14 protein-coding genes and 2 pseudogenes are annotated in these 20,005 nt (G+C 72.0%); 9 read left to right on the top strand and 7 right to left on the bottom strand.

From position 1 onward, the window contains the following. The first annotated feature begins 2 nt into the window (after window positions 1–2). From AB0N16_RS04375 to AB0N16_RS04385, 3 genes are read left to right on the top strand one after another with little or no spacing between them, the layout of a single operon-like run. Window positions 3–1,445, top strand: a complete 1,443-nt coding sequence (locus tag AB0N16_RS04375) for a S8/S53 family peptidase (protein WP_365792943.1) — start codon at window positions 3–5, stop codon at window positions 1,443–1,445. A 35-nt stretch (window positions 1,446–1,480) separates the two neighbouring features. Continuing rightward, complete coding sequence (locus AB0N16_RS04380; protein WP_365792945.1) at window positions 1,481–2,080, top strand: sigma-70 family RNA polymerase sigma factor; 600 nt, start codon at window positions 1,481–1,483, stop codon at window positions 2,078–2,080. After that, on the top strand, window positions 2,077–2,556 hold the full coding sequence (locus AB0N16_RS04385; protein ID WP_365792947.1) for a hypothetical protein: 480 nt from the start codon (window positions 2,077–2,079) through the stop codon (window positions 2,554–2,556). Before AB0N16_RS04380 ends, AB0N16_RS04385 begins: the two co-directional genes overlap by 4 nt. 13 nt (window positions 2,557–2,569) lie before the next feature. Here the strand turns inward: AB0N16_RS04385 and AB0N16_RS04390 are convergent, their stop codons facing one another. The 4 genes and pseudogenes from AB0N16_RS04390 to AB0N16_RS04405 form a co-directional block, all read right to left on the bottom strand. Continuing rightward, the gene (locus AB0N16_RS04390; RefSeq protein ID WP_365794013.1) at window positions 2,570–3,793 is read right to left on the bottom strand and encodes a cytochrome P450; all 1,224 of its coding nucleotides are present in this window, start codon (window positions 3,791–3,793) and stop codon (window positions 2,570–2,572) included. 133 nt (window positions 3,794–3,926) lie between these two features. Then, window positions 3,927–4,718: an N-formylglutamate amidohydrolase gene (locus AB0N16_RS04395; RefSeq protein WP_365792949.1), complete on the bottom strand. Its 792-nt coding sequence runs from the start codon at window positions 4,716–4,718 to the stop codon at window positions 3,927–3,929. A 48-nt stretch (window positions 4,719–4,766) separates the two neighbouring features. Next, window positions 4,767–4,901: pseudogene (locus AB0N16_RS04400) on the bottom strand (homoserine O-acetyltransferase); the annotation flags it as partial. Between the two features lie 319 nt (window positions 4,902–5,220). After that, window positions 5,221–7,437: an NADP-dependent isocitrate dehydrogenase gene (locus tag AB0N16_RS04405; protein ID WP_365792951.1), complete on the bottom strand. Its 2,217-nt coding sequence runs from the start codon at window positions 7,435–7,437 to the stop codon at window positions 5,221–5,223. A 203-nt stretch (window positions 7,438–7,640) separates the two neighbouring features. Here AB0N16_RS04405 and AB0N16_RS04410 point away from each other — a divergent pair, with 203 nt between their 5' ends. Next, window positions 7,641–9,224: a M1 family metallopeptidase gene (locus AB0N16_RS04410; protein ID WP_365792953.1), complete on the top strand. Its 1,584-nt coding sequence runs from the start codon at window positions 7,641–7,643 to the stop codon at window positions 9,222–9,224. Between the two features lie 181 nt (window positions 9,225–9,405). Here AB0N16_RS04410 and AB0N16_RS04415 read toward each other — a convergent pair whose 3' ends face one another. Next, window positions 9,406–10,497, bottom strand: coding sequence for a mechanosensitive ion channel family protein (locus AB0N16_RS04415; RefSeq protein ID WP_365792955.1), 1,092 nt, complete (start codon window positions 10,495–10,497; stop codon window positions 9,406–9,408). 201 nt (window positions 10,498–10,698) lie between these two features. On the opposite strand from AB0N16_RS04415, the gene AB0N16_RS04420 reads away from it, so the two are divergent. The 3 genes and pseudogenes from AB0N16_RS04420 to AB0N16_RS04430 all read left to right on the top strand — a co-directional run. Beyond that, a complete protein-coding gene (locus tag AB0N16_RS04420) occupies window positions 10,699–12,144 on the top strand; it encodes an FGGY family carbohydrate kinase (RefSeq protein ID WP_365792957.1) in 1,446 nt (481 codons plus the stop codon). Next, a complete protein-coding gene (locus tag AB0N16_RS04425) occupies window positions 12,141–13,526 on the top strand; it encodes an FAD-dependent oxidoreductase (protein ID WP_365792959.1) in 1,386 nt (461 codons plus the stop codon). Before AB0N16_RS04420 ends, AB0N16_RS04425 begins: the two co-directional genes overlap by 4 nt. Further along, a pseudogene (locus tag AB0N16_RS04430) lies at window positions 13,523–14,539 on the top strand (FAD-dependent oxidoreductase); the annotation flags it as partial. The gene AB0N16_RS04425 and the pseudogene AB0N16_RS04430, both read left to right, overlap by 4 nt. Before the next feature lies 1 nt (window position 14,540). Here AB0N16_RS04430 and AB0N16_RS04435 read toward each other — a convergent pair. Next, window positions 14,541–15,305 carry a crotonase/enoyl-CoA hydratase family protein gene (locus tag AB0N16_RS04435; RefSeq protein ID WP_365792961.1) on the bottom strand — a complete coding sequence of 255 codons (765 nt, stop codon included), beginning with the start codon at window positions 15,303–15,305 and terminating at the stop codon, window positions 14,541–14,543. A gap of 40 nt (window positions 15,306–15,345) precedes the next feature. Continuing rightward, window positions 15,346–16,329 (bottom strand): lysylphosphatidylglycerol synthase transmembrane domain-containing protein, encoded by a 984-nt coding sequence (locus tag AB0N16_RS04440; RefSeq protein ID WP_365792963.1) that lies wholly within the window; start codon window positions 16,327–16,329, stop codon window positions 15,346–15,348. Window positions 16,330–16,566: 237 nt separating this feature from the next. On the opposite strand from AB0N16_RS04440, the gene AB0N16_RS04445 reads away from it, so the two are divergent. Together AB0N16_RS04445 and AB0N16_RS04450 are read left to right on the top strand one after the other, a co-directional pair. Beyond that, a complete protein-coding gene (locus AB0N16_RS04445; protein WP_365794015.1) occupies window positions 16,567–18,432 on the top strand; it encodes an ABC transporter ATP-binding protein in 1,866 nt (621 codons plus the stop codon). A 194-nt stretch (window positions 18,433–18,626) separates the two neighbouring features. Next, window positions 18,627–19,988, top strand: coding sequence for a lectin (locus AB0N16_RS04450; RefSeq protein WP_365792965.1), 1,362 nt, complete (start codon window positions 18,627–18,629; stop codon window positions 19,986–19,988). Window positions 19,989–20,005 lie beyond the last annotated feature (17 nt).

The following is a 20,005-nucleotide window of genomic DNA, read 5'->3' on the forward strand; positions in this document are numbered from 1 at the left end:
CCATGGCAGCTCAGCGATTCCATGAGCAGTTCGATCAGATCCAGCGTTCCATGCCGGACGTTCCACTGGCGATGGGGCCGGACGACGCAGCCGAGTTCCTGTACGAGAAGGGGGTCGTCCTCGCCCGTGACGGCGAGGAGGCACGGATCGTCGAGGACACCGTGCGGGCCCACTTCACCGCGACCACGGGCCTGCTCGCCGACCACGTGCACCGGGCAGGCCCGGAGACCAACCGCACCGGTGTCACCCGCATCCGGGTCGGTGACCCGAACCACGGCGACCGCACCGGTGACCGCGCCGTCGGCCACGCGCTGCGCGCCCTGCGGGAGGCGGAGGGCCGCACCGGCCGCCGCCTGGTCAGCCGTAACCACGTGGTGTCCACCACCCCGAACGCCAACTCCTGCAACCCCTGCGAACCGCTCCCCGCCCTGCTCACCCAGGCCCCCAACCCGCAGCCCGTGACCGGGAGTTACGACCCGGACACCGCCGTCAGCGTCCTGGTGATGGACACCGGTCTGGTGCACGACTACCGCTCCTACCCGCTCCTCGGCCGCGTCCAGGGCGACCCGCAGCTCACCGAGACCGACGCCGACGGGATCCTTCAGCAGTACGTAGGTCACGGCACGTTCATCGCCGGTCTCATCGCCGCCCTCGCCCCCAACACGGACATCACCGTCACCAACACCCTGACCGACGCGGGCGCCATCCTGGAGTCCGAGTTCGGAGCCAAGCTCTTCGAGGCGGTCGACCGGCACGGCTGGCCGGACGTCATCAGCCTCTCCGCCGGCACTCCGAACGGCAGCGCTGAAGGACTGCTCGCCGTCGAGGCCTTCATGGACGCCCTGCGCGACCAGTCCACCCTGCTCGTCGCCGCCGCCGGCAACAACGGCAGCGCCACCTCCTTCTGGCCCGCAGCCTGTGCCGGTCTGCCCGGCTACGAGAACACGGTCCTGTCGGTCGGCGCGCTGCGCAGCGACGGCGAGTACGGCGCCTGCTTCACCAACCACGGCAGCTGGGTCAAGGTCTACGCCCCCGGCGAGCAACTCATCGGCGCCCTGGCCGGCTTCGACGCACCCGTGCCGTACGTGTACCAGCACACCACCTACGAGGCCTGCCGGTTCGGCTTCACCTACGCCTGCACCTGCCAGTACCCGCGCCACACCGGCGTGTTGACCGACACCGGGACGACCGGCCCCGGCAAACCGGACCAAGTGATGTTCGAAGGGTTCGCACAGTGGAGCGGAACATCGTTCGCCACCCCCATCGTGGCCGGCCTCGTCGCCGACCGGATGACCACGCACAAGGAGACCGACCCGCGTACGGCGGGCACCCGGCTCCTGCAGAACATCTCGGAGTACGCCGAGGTGCGCGGCACCGCTGTACCGGCGCTCCGCCCGGCGAGCTGGCAGCCGGTCCCGGTCGTCAGGCTGGTGACGACGGCCTGAGTTCCGGAACACTCCACTCCACGGCGTACGATGACTTGCCGTACACGAGGGGTGGGACCGTGGACCGAGCAGAGGTCGGCGCGCTGGTCCAGTCCGCCGTCGACGGCGACGCGGCGGCCTGGAAGGCGCTCGTGGAAGGGCTGAGCCCACTGGTGTGGTCCGTGGTGCGCGCGCATCGGCTCTCCGACGCCGACGGGCACGAGGTGTACCAGACCGTCTGGTTCCGGTTCGCCCAGCACCTGGGCCGGATCCGGGAGCCCGACAAGGCCGGTTCCTGGCTGGCCAGCACGGCACGCAACGAGTGCCTGAAGGTGATCCGCGGGCTGACCCGGCTGCTGCCGACCGACGATCCACAGGTCCTGGACCGGGTCAGCGAGGTCCGTACGCCCGAGCAGTCCCTGATCGACGCGGAGGACCGGGCGGACGAGGCCGAGCGGATCCGTCTGCTGTGGCAGGAGTTCGAGGAACTCGGCGACCGGTGCAGGCAGTTGTTGCGGGTCCTGATGGCCTCGCCGCCGCCCAGCTATGTCGAGGTGTCCGTGGCGCTGGGCATCGCGGTGGGCAGCATCGGCCCGCTGCGCCAGCGCTGTCTGCGCCGGCTGCGGGCCCGGCTCGACGCGAGGGGTGCGGTATGAGCGACGACGGTTTCCCGGTGGCGGAGGACCTCGACGGCACCGAGTTCGACGCGGACCTCCTGGAGGAGGAGCTGCGCCAGGCGGCCGCCGTCCTCGACCCGCTCCCGGCCGGGCTGCTCCAACTGGCCATGGACGCCTACGCGCTGCACGACCTGGACGCCCGGGTCGCCGAGCTGACCTTCGACTCGCTGGTCGACGCCATCCCGGTCAGAGGGGCCGAGGCCCCGCCCCGGATGCTGACCTTCCAGGCGGGCGATCTCACCGTGGACATCGAGGTCACCGACGAGGGACTGCTGGGCCAGGTGCTGCCCCCGCAGTCCGCGCGGATCGAGGTGCTCGGCGGTCCGGCGGCGGCCCGCCCGCTCACCGCCGACGGCATGGGCCGGTTCGCCAGTGACACCCCGCCCGCCGGCCCGTTCGCGCTCCGGCTGCGGACCGGCGGGGACGTGATCGTCACGGAGTGGCTGCGGGCCTGAACCCGGCGCCGTCTCACCAGGCGACGGGCAGGGTCCGCGGCCCCCGGATCATCGTCCTGCGGCGCCACTGCACCTCCTCGGCCGGCACCGCGAGCCGCAGCCCCGGCAGCCGGTCGAGGAGGGTGTCGACCAGCAGCTCGGTCTGGAGCCGGGCGAGGACCGCGCCCGTGCAGTAGTGCGGGCCGTTGCCGAAGGCGAGATGCGGGTTGGGATCGCGGTCCGGGACGATACCGTCCGGGTCGGGGAAGACGGCCGGGTCGCGGTTGGCGGCGAGATAGGAGACGTACACCGGATCGCCGGCCGCGATCCGGGTGCCGTCGCCCAGTTCGACGTCCTCCAGGGCGATCCGGGCCAGTCCGACCGTGCTGCGGTGCGGGATCCAGCGCAGCAGCTCGTCAAGGACCGGCCCGCGCTCCACCGCCGGGTCCCGCAGGTGTGCCAGCAGCTCCGGCCGGGAGAGCATCAGGTAGAGCATCTGACCGCAGTTGTGGGTGACCGCCTCACCGCCGATCTGCAGCGGACCGGCCAGCCCGACGGCCTCCTCCTCGCCGATCTCGCCCCGGGCCACCGCACTCCCGAGCAGCGAGTACACGTCGTCGTCCGGGCTGCCGGCCCGCGCGCGTACCGTCTCGGTGATCCACCCGTACAGCCCCTGCTTGGCCCCTTCGGCGGCCTCGGCGCCGCCGGAGGTGGAGATGATCTGCCGGGTCCAGGCGTGCACCCGCTCCCGGTCGGCCTCCGGCACCCCCATCACCTCGCTGACCACGGCGATCGGGAACGGCTCCAGCACCCGCTCGATCAGATCGGCGGGCGGCCCCTCCCGCACCACCCCGTCGACCAGTTCGTCGAGGATCTCCTGCGCCCGGGGCCGCAGCCGCTTCATCGCGCCGACCGTGAAAGCACCGGCGAGTGGCTTGCGCAGCCGGTTGTGGTCGGGCTGGTCGGCCCAGGCCAGCGAGCCCGGACGGGGCTTGAAGTGCGGGGCGAGCCGGGTCACCTGGCGCCGGGTGACCTCGGTACGGCTGAACCTCGGGTCGTTGGTGACGGTCCTGACGTCCTCGTACCGGGTGGCGAGCCACGCCCAGCCCTCACCGAACGGCAACCGGATCCGCGTCACCGGCGCCTCCCGCATCAGCGCGGCGAGGATCGGGTCGAACTCGGTCCCCTCCAGGTCGTAGGCGGGCCAGTCCCGTACGGGCGGCGCCGCCGGGCAGACGGGCGGGGCCGGCTCCGCCATCGGGGGCGGGGCCAGTTCCGTCGTCGTGAGCCCGGCCGGCTCCGTGGTCGTGGGCGCGGTCGTCTCCGTGGTCATGCCTCCACGGTCGTACGGCCCTCACCGCGTGTCCTGCGGGAATGCTCCAGCCGGAGGGTCAGCGGGCGACGGAGTCCACGAGCGCCGCGAGGGCGGCGGCGAGCCGGTCCGCTCCCGCCCCTGCCGGACCGCCCGGTTCGGTCATGTAGAGGTCCCGCCGGATCTCGATCATCAAGGCGCCGACCCGCGCGTCCGACCCGTAGAACTCCAGCGGCACGTACGCCCCGCCGAACGGGCTGTCCAGCCCCGTCTCCCCGCACCCCGCGAAGGCCCTGCGGGCCGCCTCCGTCAGCTCGGCCGGCGTGTGGAAGCCGTCCGTGCCCAGGCACACCGGCGGTCGCGGTCCCGCCCCGTGCAGCTCATAGGGCAGCGCCCGGCCCGGATAGGAGTGCACGTCGATCACGACGGCCCGCCCGGTCGCCGCCAGCCGCCCGGCGACGGCCTCCGTCATCGCCCGGGCGTACGGCCGGAAGTACCGCTCGACCAACGGCCCGGGATCGAACGGCTCCTCCCGCAGCACACCCCGGTGCGTGGTCCGCGTGTACACGGCCCCCATGCCGACGGCGAGCATCTCCTCCCGCTCGTCAGGAAACCGCTCCGGATCCACCACCAGCCGGGACAGCCGGTTGACGAACCGCCAGGGCGTCACCCCGGCCAGCTGAGCCGCGGCCGCCGCGATCTGTGCGGTGTGCGCGTCCGTGATGTGGTCCAGCTCCCGTGCCAGCGCGGCGTCGTCGAGCACGATGCCGTCCCGTACCCCGGCCGGGATCGTCCGTGCCGAGTGCGGCACGTGCAGGACCACGGGTGACTCCGCGGCGCCGGGCAGCAGTTCGTACGACGGCTCGGACACGGGCGGCTCCCGGGGTGTGGTCGGTGGCGGGGTGCGGGATCAAGGTTTTCACATCGACGACGGCCCCAGCAGCTCCCGGATCAGGCCGCCCATCTGTCCGGTCTCGATCAGGAAGCCGTCGTGCCCCTACGGCGACCCGATCAGCCGCGGCCCGTCGGCCGACGGGATCAGCGCGGCCAGCTCGGGGGGACAGCCGGTGGTGGTGACACGGGCGTGGTCCACGTGGCGTCGGGTCACAAACCCCGTCGTGTGTCGAGCGAACCACGGCAGGTCACGGCGGACCAGCCGCACTGGAGAACCTGACCCTCGCGGCCCGCGCGGCCGACCGGATCGGCGCGGTGCTCCTGATCGAGACCCTCAACGGGGCCGCGCCGCACGAGACACGCAGACTTCACGAACCACATACGCCCGCCACGGGGGCCGGACACGGCTCCGCCCCGGCGGGCGGATGCCTGCCGGGGCGGAGACTTCATACGGACCCCTGGGGGGCCGGGGTGTCGGCTCAGAGGGCCGCGAGCGCCGCGTTCCAGGTCGCCGACGGGCGCATGACCGCGTCCGCCTTGGCCTTCTCGGGCTGGTAGTAGCCGCCGATGTCGGCCGGGGAGCCCTGGACGGCGAGCAGCTCGTCGACGATCTTCTGCTCGTTGGCGCCGAGCGTCTCGGCGAGCGGCGCGAACGCCTTCGCCAGCTCGGCGTCGTCGGTCTGCCGGGCCAGCTCCTGCGCCCAGTACAGGGACAGGTAGAAGTGGCTGCCGCGGTTGTCGATGCCGCCGACGCGACGGGTCGGGGACTTGTCCTCGTTGAGGAAGGTCGCCGTGGCGCGGTCGAGGGTGTCGGCGAGGACCTTGGCGCGGGTGTTGCCGGTGAAGTCGGCGTACTGCTCGAAGGAGGGGACGAGCGCGAAGAACTCGCCGAGGGAGTCCCAGCGCAGGTAGTTCTCCTTGACCAGCTGCTGGACGTGCTTCGGCGCGGAACCGCCGGCGCCCGTCTCGAACAGGCCGCCGCCCGCCATCAGCGGGACGACCGACAGCATCTTGGCGCTGGTGCCCAGCTCCAGGATCGGGAAGAGGTCGGTCAGGTAGTCACGGAGCACGTTGCCGGTGACGGAGATGGTGTTCTCGCCGCGGCGGATGCGCTCCACGGACAGCTTCGTGGCCTCAACCGGCGCCAGGATCCTGATGTCCAGGCCCTCGGTGTCGTGCTCGGTCAGGTACTGCTTGACCTTGGCGATGAGCTGCGCGTCGTGCGCACGGCCCTCGTCCAGCCAGAAGACGGCCGGGTCGCCGGTGGCGCGGGCGCGGGTGACGGCCAGCTTCACCCAGTCCTTGATCGGCGCGTCCTTGGTCTGGCAGGCGCGGAAGATGTCACCGGCGGCGACCGGCTGCTCGATCACGACGTTGCCGGCCGCGTCGACCAGGCGGACCGTGCCGGTGGTGGCGATCTCGAAGGTCTTGTCGTGGGAGCCGTACTCCTCGGCCTTCTGCGCCATCAGGCCCACGTTCGGGACCGAGCCCATGGTGGACGGGTCGAAGGCGCCGTTGGCCCGGCAGTCCTCGATCACGGCCTGGTAGACACCGGCGTAGGAGGAGTCCGGGATGACCGCGAGGGTGTCGGCCTCCTGGCCGTCCGGGCCCCACATGTGGCCGGAGGTGCGGATCATGGCCGGCATCGAGGCGTCGATGATGACGTCGGAGGGCACGTGCAGGTTGGTGATGCCCTTGTCGGAGTCGACCATCGCCAGGGCCGGGCCCTCGGCGATCTCGGCGTCGAAGGAGGCCTTGATCTCGGCACCCTCGGGGAGGTTCTCCAGACCCTTGAGGATGCCCCCGAGACCGTCGTTCGCGCTGAGGCCGGCCGCCTTGAGGGTCTGGCCGTACTTCGCGAACGTCTTCGGGAAGAAGACGCGCACCACGTGGCCGAAGATGATCGGGTCGGAGACCTTCATCATCGTGGCCTTGAGGTGCACGGAGAACAGGACGCCCTCCTGCTTGGCGCGGGCGATCTGCGCGGCCAGGAAGTCGTTGAGCTGGGCGACGTGCAGCACCGAGGCGTCGACGACCTCGCCCGCCAGGACCGGTACGGAGTCCTTGAGCACGGTGGTGGTGCCGTCCTCGGCGACCAGTTCGATCTTCAGGGCGCCGGCCTCGGAGATCACCACGGACTTCTCGGTGGAGCGGAAGTCGTTCTCGCCCATGGTCGCCACGTTCGTCTTGGACTCGGAGGTCCAGGCGCCCATGCGGTGCGGGTGGGTCTTGGCGTAGTTCTTCACCGAGGCGGGGGCGCGGCGGTCCGAGTTGCCCTCACGCAGGACCGGGTTCACGGCGGAACCCTTGATCTTGTCGTAGCGGGCGCGGATCTCGCGCTCCTCGTCGGTCTTCGGGTCGTCCGGGTAGGCCGGCAGCGCGTAGCCGTTGCCCTGGAGCTCGGCGACGGCGGCCTTCAGCTGCGGGATCGACGCCGAGATGTTCGGCAGCTTGACGATGTTGGCCTCGGGCGTCTTGGCGAGCTCGCCCAGCTCGGCCAGGGCGTCCGGGATGCGCTGGTCCTCGTTCAGGTACTCCGGGAAGTGGGCGATGATGCGCCCGGCCAGCGAGATGTCGCGGATGTCCACGGCGACACCGGCCTGCGAGGCATACGCCTGGATCACCGGCAGGAACGAGTGCGTCGCCAGGGCCGGGGCCTCGTCTGTGTAGGTGTAGATGATGGTCGAGTCAGTCACCGGGTGCTCCGCTCCACGTCTGCAACATTGCTCGACATCAAGATATCTCGTGAACGACCCGCGCTCGACAGGGGTCCGCGACTCGGAAGATCCGATGGTCATACGACGGGCAACCGGATCGGTCAAAAGGGTGGTCATGACAAGCGAGCCACCATCGACCGGCGGCCGGACCGACCACCCGGCTGCCCGAGCGAAAGCGGACCATGAGAAATCGCATCAGAGTGACGGCCCCGGCGGCCGCCCTGCTCGGCACGGCGACCGTACTGGCCACAGGCGCCCCGGCCCTCGCGCGTCCCTTCTCCGCGGGGGAGAAAAGCGGCGACGCGGGGACCGGGGGCAAGACGCCCGCCCCGGGCCCGGAGACCCTCGGCGACCCCGTCTACCCGGCCCTCGGCAACGACGGCTACCGGGTCCACGCCTACGACCTCGACCTCGCCTACGATGCCACGACCCGCCTGGTCGACGGCACCGCGACACTGCGCCTCCGCGCCACGCGGAACCTGTCCCGCTTCTCCCTGGACGCGCTCGGCCTCGACATACGCTCCGTGCGCGTCGACGGCCGCGACGCGGACTTCGAGCAGGCCGACGAGAAGCTGCGGATCACCCCGGCACGCCCGCTCCGGGAGCACGACCGGGTCACCGTGTGCGTGGAGTACGGCGCCGATCCGCGCCGCACCCTCCCGCACACCGCCTGGGTGCCGACCCCGGACGGCTTCGCCGTCTGTCCGCAGCCGAACTCCGCGCACACCGTCTTCCCGTGCAACGACCATCCCTCGGACAAGGCGGACTTCACCTTCCGCATCACCGTCCCGACCGGCCTGCGCGGGGTCGCGAACGGCCTGCCGACCTGCACCGAGAACCTCCCCGGCGACCGGACGGCGTACTCGTACCGGTCCCGGTCGCCGATCGCCACGGAACTCGTCCAGATCACCGTCGGCGACTATGTGATCAAGGACCGGCGGGGCCCGCACGGCCTGCCGCTGCGGGACGTCGTCCCGGTCGCCCGGGCCGCCGCGCTGGAGCCCGCGCTGGCCCTCACCGCGGGCCAGGTGGCGTGGCTGGAGGACCGGCTCGGCGTCGCCTTCCCGTTCGAGACGTACGGCCTGCTGCCCTGCAACTCCGATGCCCCGAACGCCTTCGACTTCACAGGGCTGGAGACCCAGACCCTCACCCTCTACAAGCCGAACTTCCTGCTCCAGGCGGAGGCGAAGATCGGCGCGCACATGATGCACGAGCTGGTCCACTCGTACTTCGGCAACATGGTCTCCCCCGCCACCTGGGCCGACCTCTGGCTGAACGAGGGCCACGCCGACTTCTACGGGCTGCTCTACCGCTACGAACGCGGCTGGCCGGACTCCCTGGGCATGACCACCATGGAGGCCCGGATGAAGGACACCTACGCCCGCGGCGACCAGTGGCGCCACGACTCGGGGCCGGTGGCCGCCCCGAACGAGGTCAACCTCTTCGACGACCAGCGCTACCTCGGCGGCGTCCTGACGCTGTACGCCTTCCGCGAGCTGGTCGGCGAGGACGCCTTCCACGCGGTGGAGCGCGCCTTCCTGGACCGCTTCCGGTTCCGCTCGGCGTCGACGGCGGACTACATCGCGGTGGCCGCGGAGGTCACCGGCCAGGACCGGTCCGGCTTCCTCCGCGACTGGCTCTACGGCACCACGACCCCGCGGATGCCCGGCCACCCCGACTGGACGGTCACCCCGGTGACACCGTCCCCGGCCACCCCGCCCAGCCTGCGCGGCGGCCACCACCACGACAACTCGGCCACCCTGTAGGCGAAAGGCAGGGGGCTGGTGCTGTGACCGGAAAGGTTTGCCGGGAAGCTCGCGGCGTCCGGTGCGGTGCATCGCAAGGCGGAGCATCACCCGCGTACTGGATGTACTCGGGTGGTGCGACAACGCGGCGAGGTGCCGTGCCGGGCGTCGCGAGCCGGTGAACCTTTCCGGTCGCAGCACTCTAGTCGGTGCGCGGCGGACCGGAGCGCAGGTCGTCCGTGACGCGCTGCTGCGGAATCACCACGGCCCCCTGCTGGAGCGCCACCGTGCGGGTCGGGGCCGGGATGCGGATGCCCTCCTCGCGGTAGCGGCGGTGCAGCCGCTTGATGAACTCGTGCTTGATCCGGAACTGGTCGCTGAACTCCCCGACGCCCAGGATCACCGTGAAGCCGATCCGCGAGTCGCCGAAGGTGTGGAAGCGGATGGCCGGCTCGTGCTCCGGGAGGGCGCCGGTGATCTCGGTCATCGTCTCGGCGATGACCTCGTGCGTGACCCTCTCGACCTGGTCCAGGTCGCTGTCGTAACTCACGCCCACCTGCACCAGGATCGTCAACTCCTGCTCGGGACGCGTGTAGTTGGTCATGTTCGTCTTCGCCAGCTGGCCGTTGGGGATGACCACCAGGTTGTTGGAGAGCTGGCGGACGGTCGTCTGCCGCCAGTTGATGTCCACGACATAGCCCTCCTCGCCGCTGCTCAGCTGGATGTAGTCGCCCGGCTGCACGGTCTTGGAGGCGAGGATGTGGATGCCCGCGAAGAGGTTGGCCAGGGTGTCCTGGAGTGCCAGCGCGACCGCGAGACCGCCGACGCCCAGGGCGGTGAGCAGCGGCGCTATGGAGATGCCCAGCGTCTGGAGCACCACCAGGAAACCGATCGCCAGGACCAGCACCCGGGTGATGTTCACGAAGATCGTCGCCGAACCGGCCACCCCGGAGCGGGACTGGGTGACCGACTGCACCAGGCCGGCGATCACGCGCGCCGCCGAGACCGTCACCGCGAAGATGAGCAGCACCTTCAGGCACTGGTTGGTGTGGTGCTGGACGGTCCTGGTCAGTGGCAGCACCGCCGCGGCGGCCGCCGCGCCGCCCGAGAGCGCCGCCCACGGAACCACCGTGCGCAGCGCGTCCACGATGACGTCGTCACCGCTCCAACGGGTCCGCTTCGCGTGCTTGGCCAGCCAGCGCAGCATGCCGCGTGACAGAAAGGCCAGCAACAGGCCCGCCGCCAGGGCGATGCCGGCCAGGACCAGGTCATCGACGGTGAGCGCTCGGTCCACCGGTTACCTCCCATTCGGTAGTGCAACCGCTCATCCTGCCGTATTCGCGGAACCGAATCCGCACAGAGGTTCGCACCGCGGCCCCTGTCGGCCGGGACTGTGCTGAATCTGTCCGGCTCTAACTGCCGCCACGCCGTGCTTGGTTGACGCGGCCCGTCGCACGACGGCAGGCTGTCGCGCAGTGATCGCCAGGGAGGCTCGATGACAGGTCCGGTGCTCGCCGTCGACCAGGGCACGTCCGGCACCAAGGCCCTGGTGATCTGCCCCGAACGGGGCGTCATCGGCACCGGATTCGTCGCCATAACCCCCCGTCACCTGCCCGGCGGCCTGGTGGAGGCGGACCCCGAGGAGCTGTACGACTCGGTGCTCGTCGCCGGCCGCCGGGCGCTCGCCGAGGCCGGCGAACCGGTCACCGCGCTGGGCCTGGCCAACCAGGGTGAGACCGTCCTGGCCTGGGACCCCGGCACCGGGCGCCCGCTCACCACCGCGATCGTCTGGCAGGACCGCCGGGCCGAGACCGTCTGCGCCGAACTCGCCGAACACGCGGACGAGTTACGGGAACTCACCGGACTGCCCCTCGACCCCTACTTCGCCGCGCCCAAGATGGCCTGGATCCGCCGTCACCTCACCATCGAGGGAGTCGTCACCACCACCGACGCCTGGCTGGTCCACCGGCTCACCGGCGCCTATGTCACCGACGCCGCCACCGCCGGCCGCACCCAACTTCTCGATCTGGACCGGGTGCGGTGGTCGCCCCGCGCCCTCGACCTCTACGGACTGTCCGCCGAACACCTGCCCGAGATCGTCGACAACTGCCAACTCATCGGCACGACGAGGGAGTTCGGGCGCGAGATCCCGCTCACCGGACTCGCCGTGGACCAGCAGGCCGCCCTCCTCGCCCAGCGGATCACCGGTCCGGGCGGCGCCAAGTGCACCTACGGCACCGGGGCGTTCCTGCTCGCGCACACCGGCGACATCCCCCGGCACAGCACCTCAGGACTGGTCAGCTGTGTCGCCTGGCGCCTCGCCGGAGAGACCGGCTACTGCCTGGAGGGCCAGGTGTACACGGCCGCCTCCGCCGTCCGCTGGCTCACCGACCTCGGCGTGATCTCCGGCGCCGCCGACCTCGACCGGGTCGGCGGCACCGTCTCCGATACCGGCGGGGTCACCTTCGTTCCCGCGTTGGCGGGGCTCGCCGCTCCCTGGTGGCGCGGCGACCTGCGCGGCTCGCTCACCGGTCTGGGCCTCGACACCGGCCCCGGGCATCTGGTGCGCGCCCTGTGCGAGGGCCTCGCCGCCCAGGTGGTGGAACTCACCGAAGCCGCCGAGACCGACCTCGGCACCCCGCTGACCGCGCTGCGCGTCGACGGCGGACTCACCCGCTCGGCGCTGCTCATGCAGATCCAGGCCGACCTGCTGCAACGCCCGGTCGAGGTGTCCACGCTGCCCGACGCCACCGCCCTCGGGGTGGGGGCCCTCGCCTACCTCGGCACCGACCCCACCGACTTCCTGCCGGACGGGGGACCGTCCGCCGTCTACGAGCCGCGCATCTCGCCGGGCGAGGCCGCCGACCGCCTGGGCACCTTCCGGGCAGCCGTCGCCGCATTGCTCGCGCGCGCCGGAGCCGGAGCCGGAGCCCCCGGGTGACGGTCACCGCCGACGGGCCGCTGCCCTCCGCCCCGTACGACGTGACGGTCGTCGGCGCCGGGGTCGTCGGCAGCGCGATCGCCCGTGAACTGGCCCGTCACCCGCATCTCGAGGTCGCCCTGGTGGAGGCCCAGGACGATGTCGGCGAGGGCACCTCGAAGGCCAACACCGCCATCCTGCACACCGGTTTCGACGCCCACCCCGGCACCCTGGAGGCCCGCCTGGTCCGTGCGGGCTCCCGGCTCCTCACCGCGTACGCCGCCAAGTCCGGCATCCCGGTCGAGCCGGTCGGCGCCCTGCTGGTGGCCTGGGACGAGGAGCAACGGTCCGCCCTGCCGGACCTCGCCCGGCAGGCCGTACGCAACGACCACCACGACGTACGCCTGTTGACCGCCGCCGAGCTGTACGCCCGCGAACCCCACCTCGGCCCCGGTGCGCTCGGCGCCCTGCACGTACCCGGCGAGAGCATCATCTGCCCCTGGACCACGACCCTGGCCTACGCCACCCAGGCCGTGCGGGGCGGCGTCGACCTCCACCTCAACTCCCGCGTGGCAAAGGTGAGCCGACACGACGGCGTGCACACCCTGACCACCGCGCGCGGCCCCCTGCACACCCGCCACCTCGTCAACGCGGCCGGTCTGCACGCCGACACCCTCGACCGTCTCCTCGGCCACCGCGCCTTCACCGTCACACCGCGCCGCGGCCAGCTGATCGTCTACGACAAGTTCGCCCGCGACCTGGTCCGGCACATCCTGCTGCCGGTCCCCACCGCCCTCGGCAAGGGCGTCCTGGTCGCCCCCACGGTCTACGGCAACGTCCTGCTGGGCCCCACCGCCGAGGACCTGGACGACAGGACCGCCACCGGGTCGACCGCCGAGGGGCTGGCGGCCCTGCGCGAGAAGGGCCGCCGGATCCTGCCCGCGCTCCTCGACGAGGAGGTCACCGCCGTCTACGCCGGTCTGCGCGCGGCCACCGAGCACGACGACTACCGCATCTCTGCCCACCCCGAACAGGCGTACGTCACCGTCGGCGGCATCCGCTCCACGGGCCTCACCGCCTCGCTGGCCATCGCCGCCCATGTCACCGCACTGCTGCGGGACTCGGGCCTCGACCTGAAGGACCCCGTCGACCTGGAACCGGTCCGGATGCCGAACCTCGGCGAGGCCTTCCCCCGCCCCTACCAGCGCGGCGGTGACGTCATCGTCTGCCACTGCGAGCGCGCGACCCGCGGCGAGATCCGTGCCGCCCTGGTCAGTACGGTCCCGCCGCGCAGCCTCGCCGGCCTGCGCCGTCGCACCCGGGCCGGGGCGGGCCGCTGCCAGGGCTTCCACTGCGGGGCGGCCGTACGCGATCTGTTCGAAAGGACCGGGCCCACCCGATGACCGCCGAACGCCGGGTCGACGTCGTGGTCGTCGGTGCCGGTCCCGCCGGTCTCGCGGCCGCCGCCCGGCTGGCGGCCGCCGGAGCGGGCCGGGTGGAGGTGCTGGAGCGGGACCAGGAGGCCGGGGGAGCGGTACGGCACTGCGCCCACGGCGGATTCGGCACCTGGACCAGGCCGTCGACCGGACCCGGGTACGCCCGCCTGCTCGCCGAGGCGGCCGCGCGGGCCGGAGCGGTGGTCCGTACCGGGGTCACCGCCCTGGACTGGGCCGGGCCGCTCTCCCTGACCACCGTGGGTGAGCGGGGCCCGGAGACGGTCACCGCGCGGGCCGTGGTGCTCGCCACCGGCGCCCGGGAACGCCCCCGCACGGCACGGCTGATCCCGGGCACCCGGCCCGCCGGGGTCTACACCGGAGGAGAACTGCAGCAGGCGGTGCACCGCTACCGGCAGCCGATCGGCGAACGGGCGGTGGTGGTCGGGGCCGAGGACGTGTCGTACGCGGCCGCCGGGGCGGTACGGGCCGCGGGCGCCGAGGTCGTCGCGATGCTCACCGACCGGCCGCGCGCCATCTCCGTCCGTGCCTGCACCGACCGGCCGCGCGCCGCCTTTGTCCGTGCCGGCACCGACCGGCCGAGCGTCGCCTTTGTCCGTGCCGTCACCGACGTGACGCGCGCCGCCTCCGTCCGTGCCGTGGACGCCCGGCTCCGCTCCCGCGTCCCGCTGCTCACCGGGACCACGGTCACCGAGATCCTCGGCCACGGACGGCTGTCCGGCGTCCGCATCCGGCACGTCGACGGGCGTACGGGAGTCCTGGCCTGCGACACGGTCGTCTTCACCGGGGACTTCGTCGCCGAGGACGAACTGGCCCGCCGGGCCCGGCTCACCCTCGCCCACGGGCCGGGCACCGACCGCCCGGGTGTCTTCGCCGCCGGCGGTCTGCCGCACCCGGGACAGAACGCCCGGACGGCGGCCCGGGAGGGGGTGCAGGCCGCGGGTGCGGTGCTGGAGTGGCTGGTCAGTCGCGCGTGAAGGACCCGTGCCGGCCCGCTCCTGCCGCGAACCGCGCCGCTCCGTCCAGGCCTTCCGCCAACACCGCCATGCCGTGGCGGATCTCGCCGAGCATCGCCGTCGGTTCGTCCAGCCCCTCCTGGTCCAGCACCGACGCCCGGTCGCTGCGCAGGCAGGCCTGCGGGAAAGCGGCGATGGCGGCGGCCAGTTCCTCCGCCGCCGCGCGGGAGCGGCCCGGCGGGACCAGACGGTCGGCCAGGCCCATTCCGTGCGCCTCGGGAGCCGGGACCGGGCGGCCGGTCAGGATCAGGTCCATGGCCCGGCCGGCGCCGATCAGCCGGGGGAGCCGTACCGTGCCGCCGTCGATCAGGGGCACGCCCCAGCGGCGGCAGAAGACGCCGAACACCGCGTCCTCCTCGGCGACCCGCAGATCGCACCACAGGGCCAGCTCCAGGCCCCCTGCCACGGCGTGCCCGGCGATCGCCGCGATCACCGGCTTGGACAGCCGCAGCCGGGTCGGGCCCATCGGGCCGTCCCCGTCCTCCGCCACCCGGTTGCGGCGCTCGCCGCCCATCGCCTTCAGGTCCGCGCCCGCGCAGAAGGTGCCGCCCTCACCCCACAGCACCGCCACCCGGGCCGCGTCGTCCGCCTCGAACTCCCGGAAGGCGGCGACCAGTTCGGCCGCCGTCGGCCCGTCCACCGCGTTGCGCACCTCGGGCCGGGAGAGCACCACCGTGGTGACAGGACCCTTGCGTTCCAGGCGGACCGGCATGCGTTTCCTTCCGTCGGTTCCTTCGGAAGGTCACCCCGTGTCAGATGACCTTCAGTCGCACCAGCGCTCCCAGTGTCAGTGCTCCCGGCAGCAACGGCACCCACACGGTGATGATCCGGTACGCGAGGACGACGGCCGTGGCGACCGCCACCGGGCCGCCCGCGGCCACCAACGCCACGATCAGCGCCGCCTCCACGGAACCCAGACCGCCCGGCGTGGGGATCAGCGCGACGGCGACCGTGGCCGCGAGATACGCCAGCGCCATGTGCGCGGGCGGCACCGGCAGGCCCAGCGCCTGCCCCACCGCCACCAGACCGGCCGCCTGGAGCGCGGGGAAGGCGAGCGAGCCGCCCCACAGGGCCAGCGCCCGGGACGGACGCGTGTGCACCGAGCGGGCCTCGTTCAGGGCGGAGCGCACGAAGCGGAACACCGGCTCGCGCACCCGTCCTACGAGGAACAGCGCGGCCAGCGCCACGGCCACCAGCGCGCCGGCGACGGCCAGGACCGGTCCCGTCGTCCCGTCGGGGAGCAGGCCGCCGAGCTGCAGTGCGTCCGGGAAGGCCACGAAGAACACGGCCATCAGGCCCACCCGGGCCACCGATTCGGCGAGCAGGTACAGGGCGAGCGCGGCCGACGAGGTGGCGAGCGGCACCCCGCACACGGTCATGAACCGCAGGTTGACCGCGCCGGAGCCCAGGCCCGTCGGGAGCAGATGGTTGGCTGAGCCGGCCGCCAGCTGGGTCGCGAGCAGCCGCCAGCGGGGCAGTTGCTGGACCACCGCGCCCTGCCGGGTGACGGCCGCGGCCACCCAGGTCAGACAGGTGGCCGCGCCCGCCGCCAGCAGCCAGGGCCAGGAGGCGTCACGGAGGTGGCCGAAGCCCTCGACGAGGACCGACCGGTGCTGCACCGCGATGACCGCGACGAGCAAGAGCGGAATCAGGGTGAGGATGTGCCGCCAGGGGAGACGGCGGGCGAGCCGGGGGAGACGGCCCGCACGGAAGCCGGGGATTCTTACCGCTGTCACACCGGGAGAGGTTTTCCGCGCCGCGCCAACGGCGGGTGGCGGAAGGGGAGACACCGGATGACGGACGGGAAGCGGGGGAGGGGGGAGGCCTGTCTGGGCTTTCGCATGGGCTTCCGCGTGGGCTCTCGCAGAGCCGGGCGGTGCCTTCGGGAGGCTCATCGGGTCCTTCGTACGGGGGGACGGCGAGCGGACATTGACCTCAACGAAGCTTGAGGTCCTACGTTCTCCCTCATGAGTATGGAAACCACCGCCTGGACGCAACTGCACAGCGTGATGACCGCCCAGCAGGAGCGCCGCCCGTTCGACCGGGCCGCACTGCGCCGTATCGCCGCCTTCGCCCGCCCGCACCGGCAGGGCATAGTCCGTTTCGTCCTGCTCGGGGTGGTGACGGCCCTGCTCGCCGTGGCGACCCCGGTCCTGGCCGGCCATGTCGTCGACGCCATCGTGTCGGGGCACGACACCGGGACGGTCGTACGGCTGTCGCTGCTGATCGCGGCTGTGGCCGTCGCGGAGGCGGCGCTCGGGGTGCTGGGGCGGCGGCTCTCGGCGACGCTCGGGGAGGGACTCATCCTCGACCTGCGAACGGCTGTGTTCGATCATGTGCAGCGCATGCCCGTCGCGTTCTTCACACGTACGCGTACGGGAGCGCTGGTCAGTCGTCTCAACAACGACGTGATCGGCGCCCAGCGGGCCTTCGCCAACACCCTCTCCGGCGTGGTCAGCAACCTGGTCACGCTGCTGCTCACCCTCGTGGTCATGCTGACCCTGTCCTGGCAGATCACCCTGCTCGCGCTGGTGCTGCTGCCGGTGTTCGTGGTGCCCGCCCGCCGGATGGGCGGCCGGATGGCCCGGATGCAGCGCGAGTCCGCCGCGCTCAACGCGGCCATGGGCACCCGCATGACGGAGCGCTTCTCCGCACCGGGCGCCACCCTGATCAAGCTCTTCGGCCGCCCCGAGGAGGAGTCGGCGGAGTTCTCGGCCCGCGCCGCCCGCGTCCGGGACATCGGGGTGCGCACCGCCACCGCCCAGTCGGTGTTCATGACCGCGCTCACCCTGGTCTCCTCGCTGGCACTCGCCCTGGTCTACGGCCTCGGCGGCTGGTTCGCGCTGCGCGGCACCCTGGAGCCGGGCGCCGTCGTCTCCCTCGCCCTTCTCCTGACCCGGCTGTACGCCCCGCTCACCTCCCTCGCCGGCGCCCGCGTCGAGGTGATGAGCGCGCTGGTCAGCTTCGAGCGGGTCTTCGAAGTGCTCGACCTGAAGCCCCTGATCGAGGAGAAACCGGACGCCCGCGAGGTTCCCGAGGGCCCGGTGGCCGTCGAGTTCGAGGACGTCCGCTTCGCCTACCCGGCCGCCGACCAGGTCTCCCTCGCGTCACTCGAAGAGGTCGCGACCCTGGACGGCCGCGGCGGTGCCGAGGTCCTGCACGGCATCTCCTTCCGCGCCGAACCCGGCCGGACCGTCGCTCTGGTCGGCTCCTCCGGCGCCGGCAAGTCCACCATCGCCCAACTGCTGCCTCGCCTGTACGACGTCGACGAGGGCGCCGTGCGCATCGGCGGCGTCGACGTCCGCGACCTGACCGCCGGCTCCCTGCGGGCCACCCTCGGCATGGTCACCCAGGACGGCCACCTCTTCCACGACAGCGTCCGCGCCAACCTGCTGCTCGCCCGGCCGGGGGCCACCGACGAGGAGTTGTGGGACGCCCTCGGCCGGGCCCGCCTCGACGAGGTCGTACGGTCCCTGCCGGACGGCCTGGACACGGTGGTCGGCGAGCGCGGCTACCGGCTCTCCGGCGGCGAGCGGCAGCGCATGACCATCGCCCGGCTGCTGCTGGCCCGCCAGCGCGTGGTCATCCTCGACGAGGCCACCGCCCACCTGGACAACACCTCGGAGGCGGCCGTCCAGGAGGCCCTCACCGAGGCGCTGGAGGGGCGCACGGCCGTGGTCATCGCCCACCGGCTGTCCACGATCCGGGCCGCCGACCAGATCCTGGTGGTCGAGGCCGGCCGGATCGTGGAGCGCGGCACCCACGAGGAACTTCTGCTGGCCGACGGGCGGTACGCCGAACTGCACCGCACCCAGTTCACCGAAGTGACGACGCCCTGACAGAGCGTTCACATCACCGTCACGTTTTCCTGTGAGTCGAGGAGGGGAGCGCTCCCCCACTTGACGACTGTGGTCCGGACCTTTAGCTTCACGCCTTAAACAAAGCCTCACGTGTGTAGCCAACACCCACCTGAACAAGGGGTGTTGGGACACATCGTGCTGCCACCCCCCGCGTGAAAGGCCACCCCCCGCATATGGCCAGACCTCTCCCCACGGCTGTCTCCATAGCCGCGCTGACGCTCTCCGCAGGCCTGCTCACCGCCGCTCCGGCGCAGGCGGCCACCGGCACCATCACCGGCCTCGGCGGCAAGTGCCTCGATGTCGCCGGAGCCAGCTCAGCCGACGGCACGGCCGTCCAGCTCTACGACTGCAACGGCACCGCCGCCCAGCAGTGGACGGTCGGCAGCGACGGCACCATCCGCGCCCTCGGCAAGTGCCTCGACGTGACCGGCAATTCGACCGCCGACGGCGCCAAGGCCCAGCTGTGGACCTGTTCCGGCGGCGCCAACCAGCAGTGGACGGTCACCTCCGCCCACGACATCGTCAACCCGCAGGCCAACAAGTGCCTGGACGCGACGGGCAACTCGTCCGCCAACGGCACCCGCGCCCAGATCTGGACCTGCGCGGGCACCGCCAACCAGAAGTGGACCGCCCCGGCGGCCGGCGGCGGCACCACCCCGTCCTCGCCGATGGCCGTGGCGCCGTACCTGTACAATGGCTGGGGCGACCCGCCGAGCCCGACCACGATCACCAACGCGACCGGCGTGAAGTACTACACGCTCGCGTTCGTCCTCAGCAACGGCTACTGCAACCCGCAGTGGGACGGCAGCCGGGCGCTGACCGGCGGCGTCGACCAGAGCACCATCAACACCGTGCGCGCCAACGGCGGTGACGTCATCCCGTCCTTCGGCGGCTACAGCGGCAACAAGCTGGAGAGCTCCTGCTCCAGCGCGGGCGAACTGGCGGCGGCCTACCAGAAGGTCATCAACGCCTACGGCGGTCTCAAGGCCATCGACATCGACCTCGAAGCCGACGCCTACAGCAACGGGACCGTGCAGCAGCGGGTCGTGGACGCGCTGAAGACGGTGAAGGCCAACAACTCCGGCCTGAAGGTGTACATCACCATCGGCACCGGCCAGAGCGGCCCCGACACCAGCCTGATCAACCGGGCCGCGTCCTCCGGGCTGACCGTCGACGCCTGGGCCATCATGCCGTTCGACTTCGGCGGCGCCGGCCAGAACATGGGCAACCTCACCACCCAGGCGGCCGAGGGACTCAAGAACGCGCTGAAGAACGCGTACGGCTACAGCGACGACACGGCCTACCGGGACATGGGCATCTCGTCCATGAACGGCATCACCGACAACAGCGAGACCGTGACGGTCGCCGACTTCCGGACCATCCTCGCCTACGCCCAGCAGCACCATCTGGCCCGGCTCACCTTCTGGTCCGCCAACCGTGACCGGCCCTGCACCGGCGGGTCCGCCGACAGCTGCTCCGGCGTGAGCCAGTCCAACTGGGACTACACGCGCGTCTTCGCCGGCTACACCGGCTGAACCCCCGAACAGGAGAA

The sequence above is a fragment of the Streptomyces sp. NPDC051105 genome (genome assembly GCF_040682795.1).
Taxonomy (GTDB): domain Bacteria; phylum Actinomycetota; class Actinomycetes; order Streptomycetales; family Streptomycetaceae; genus Streptomyces.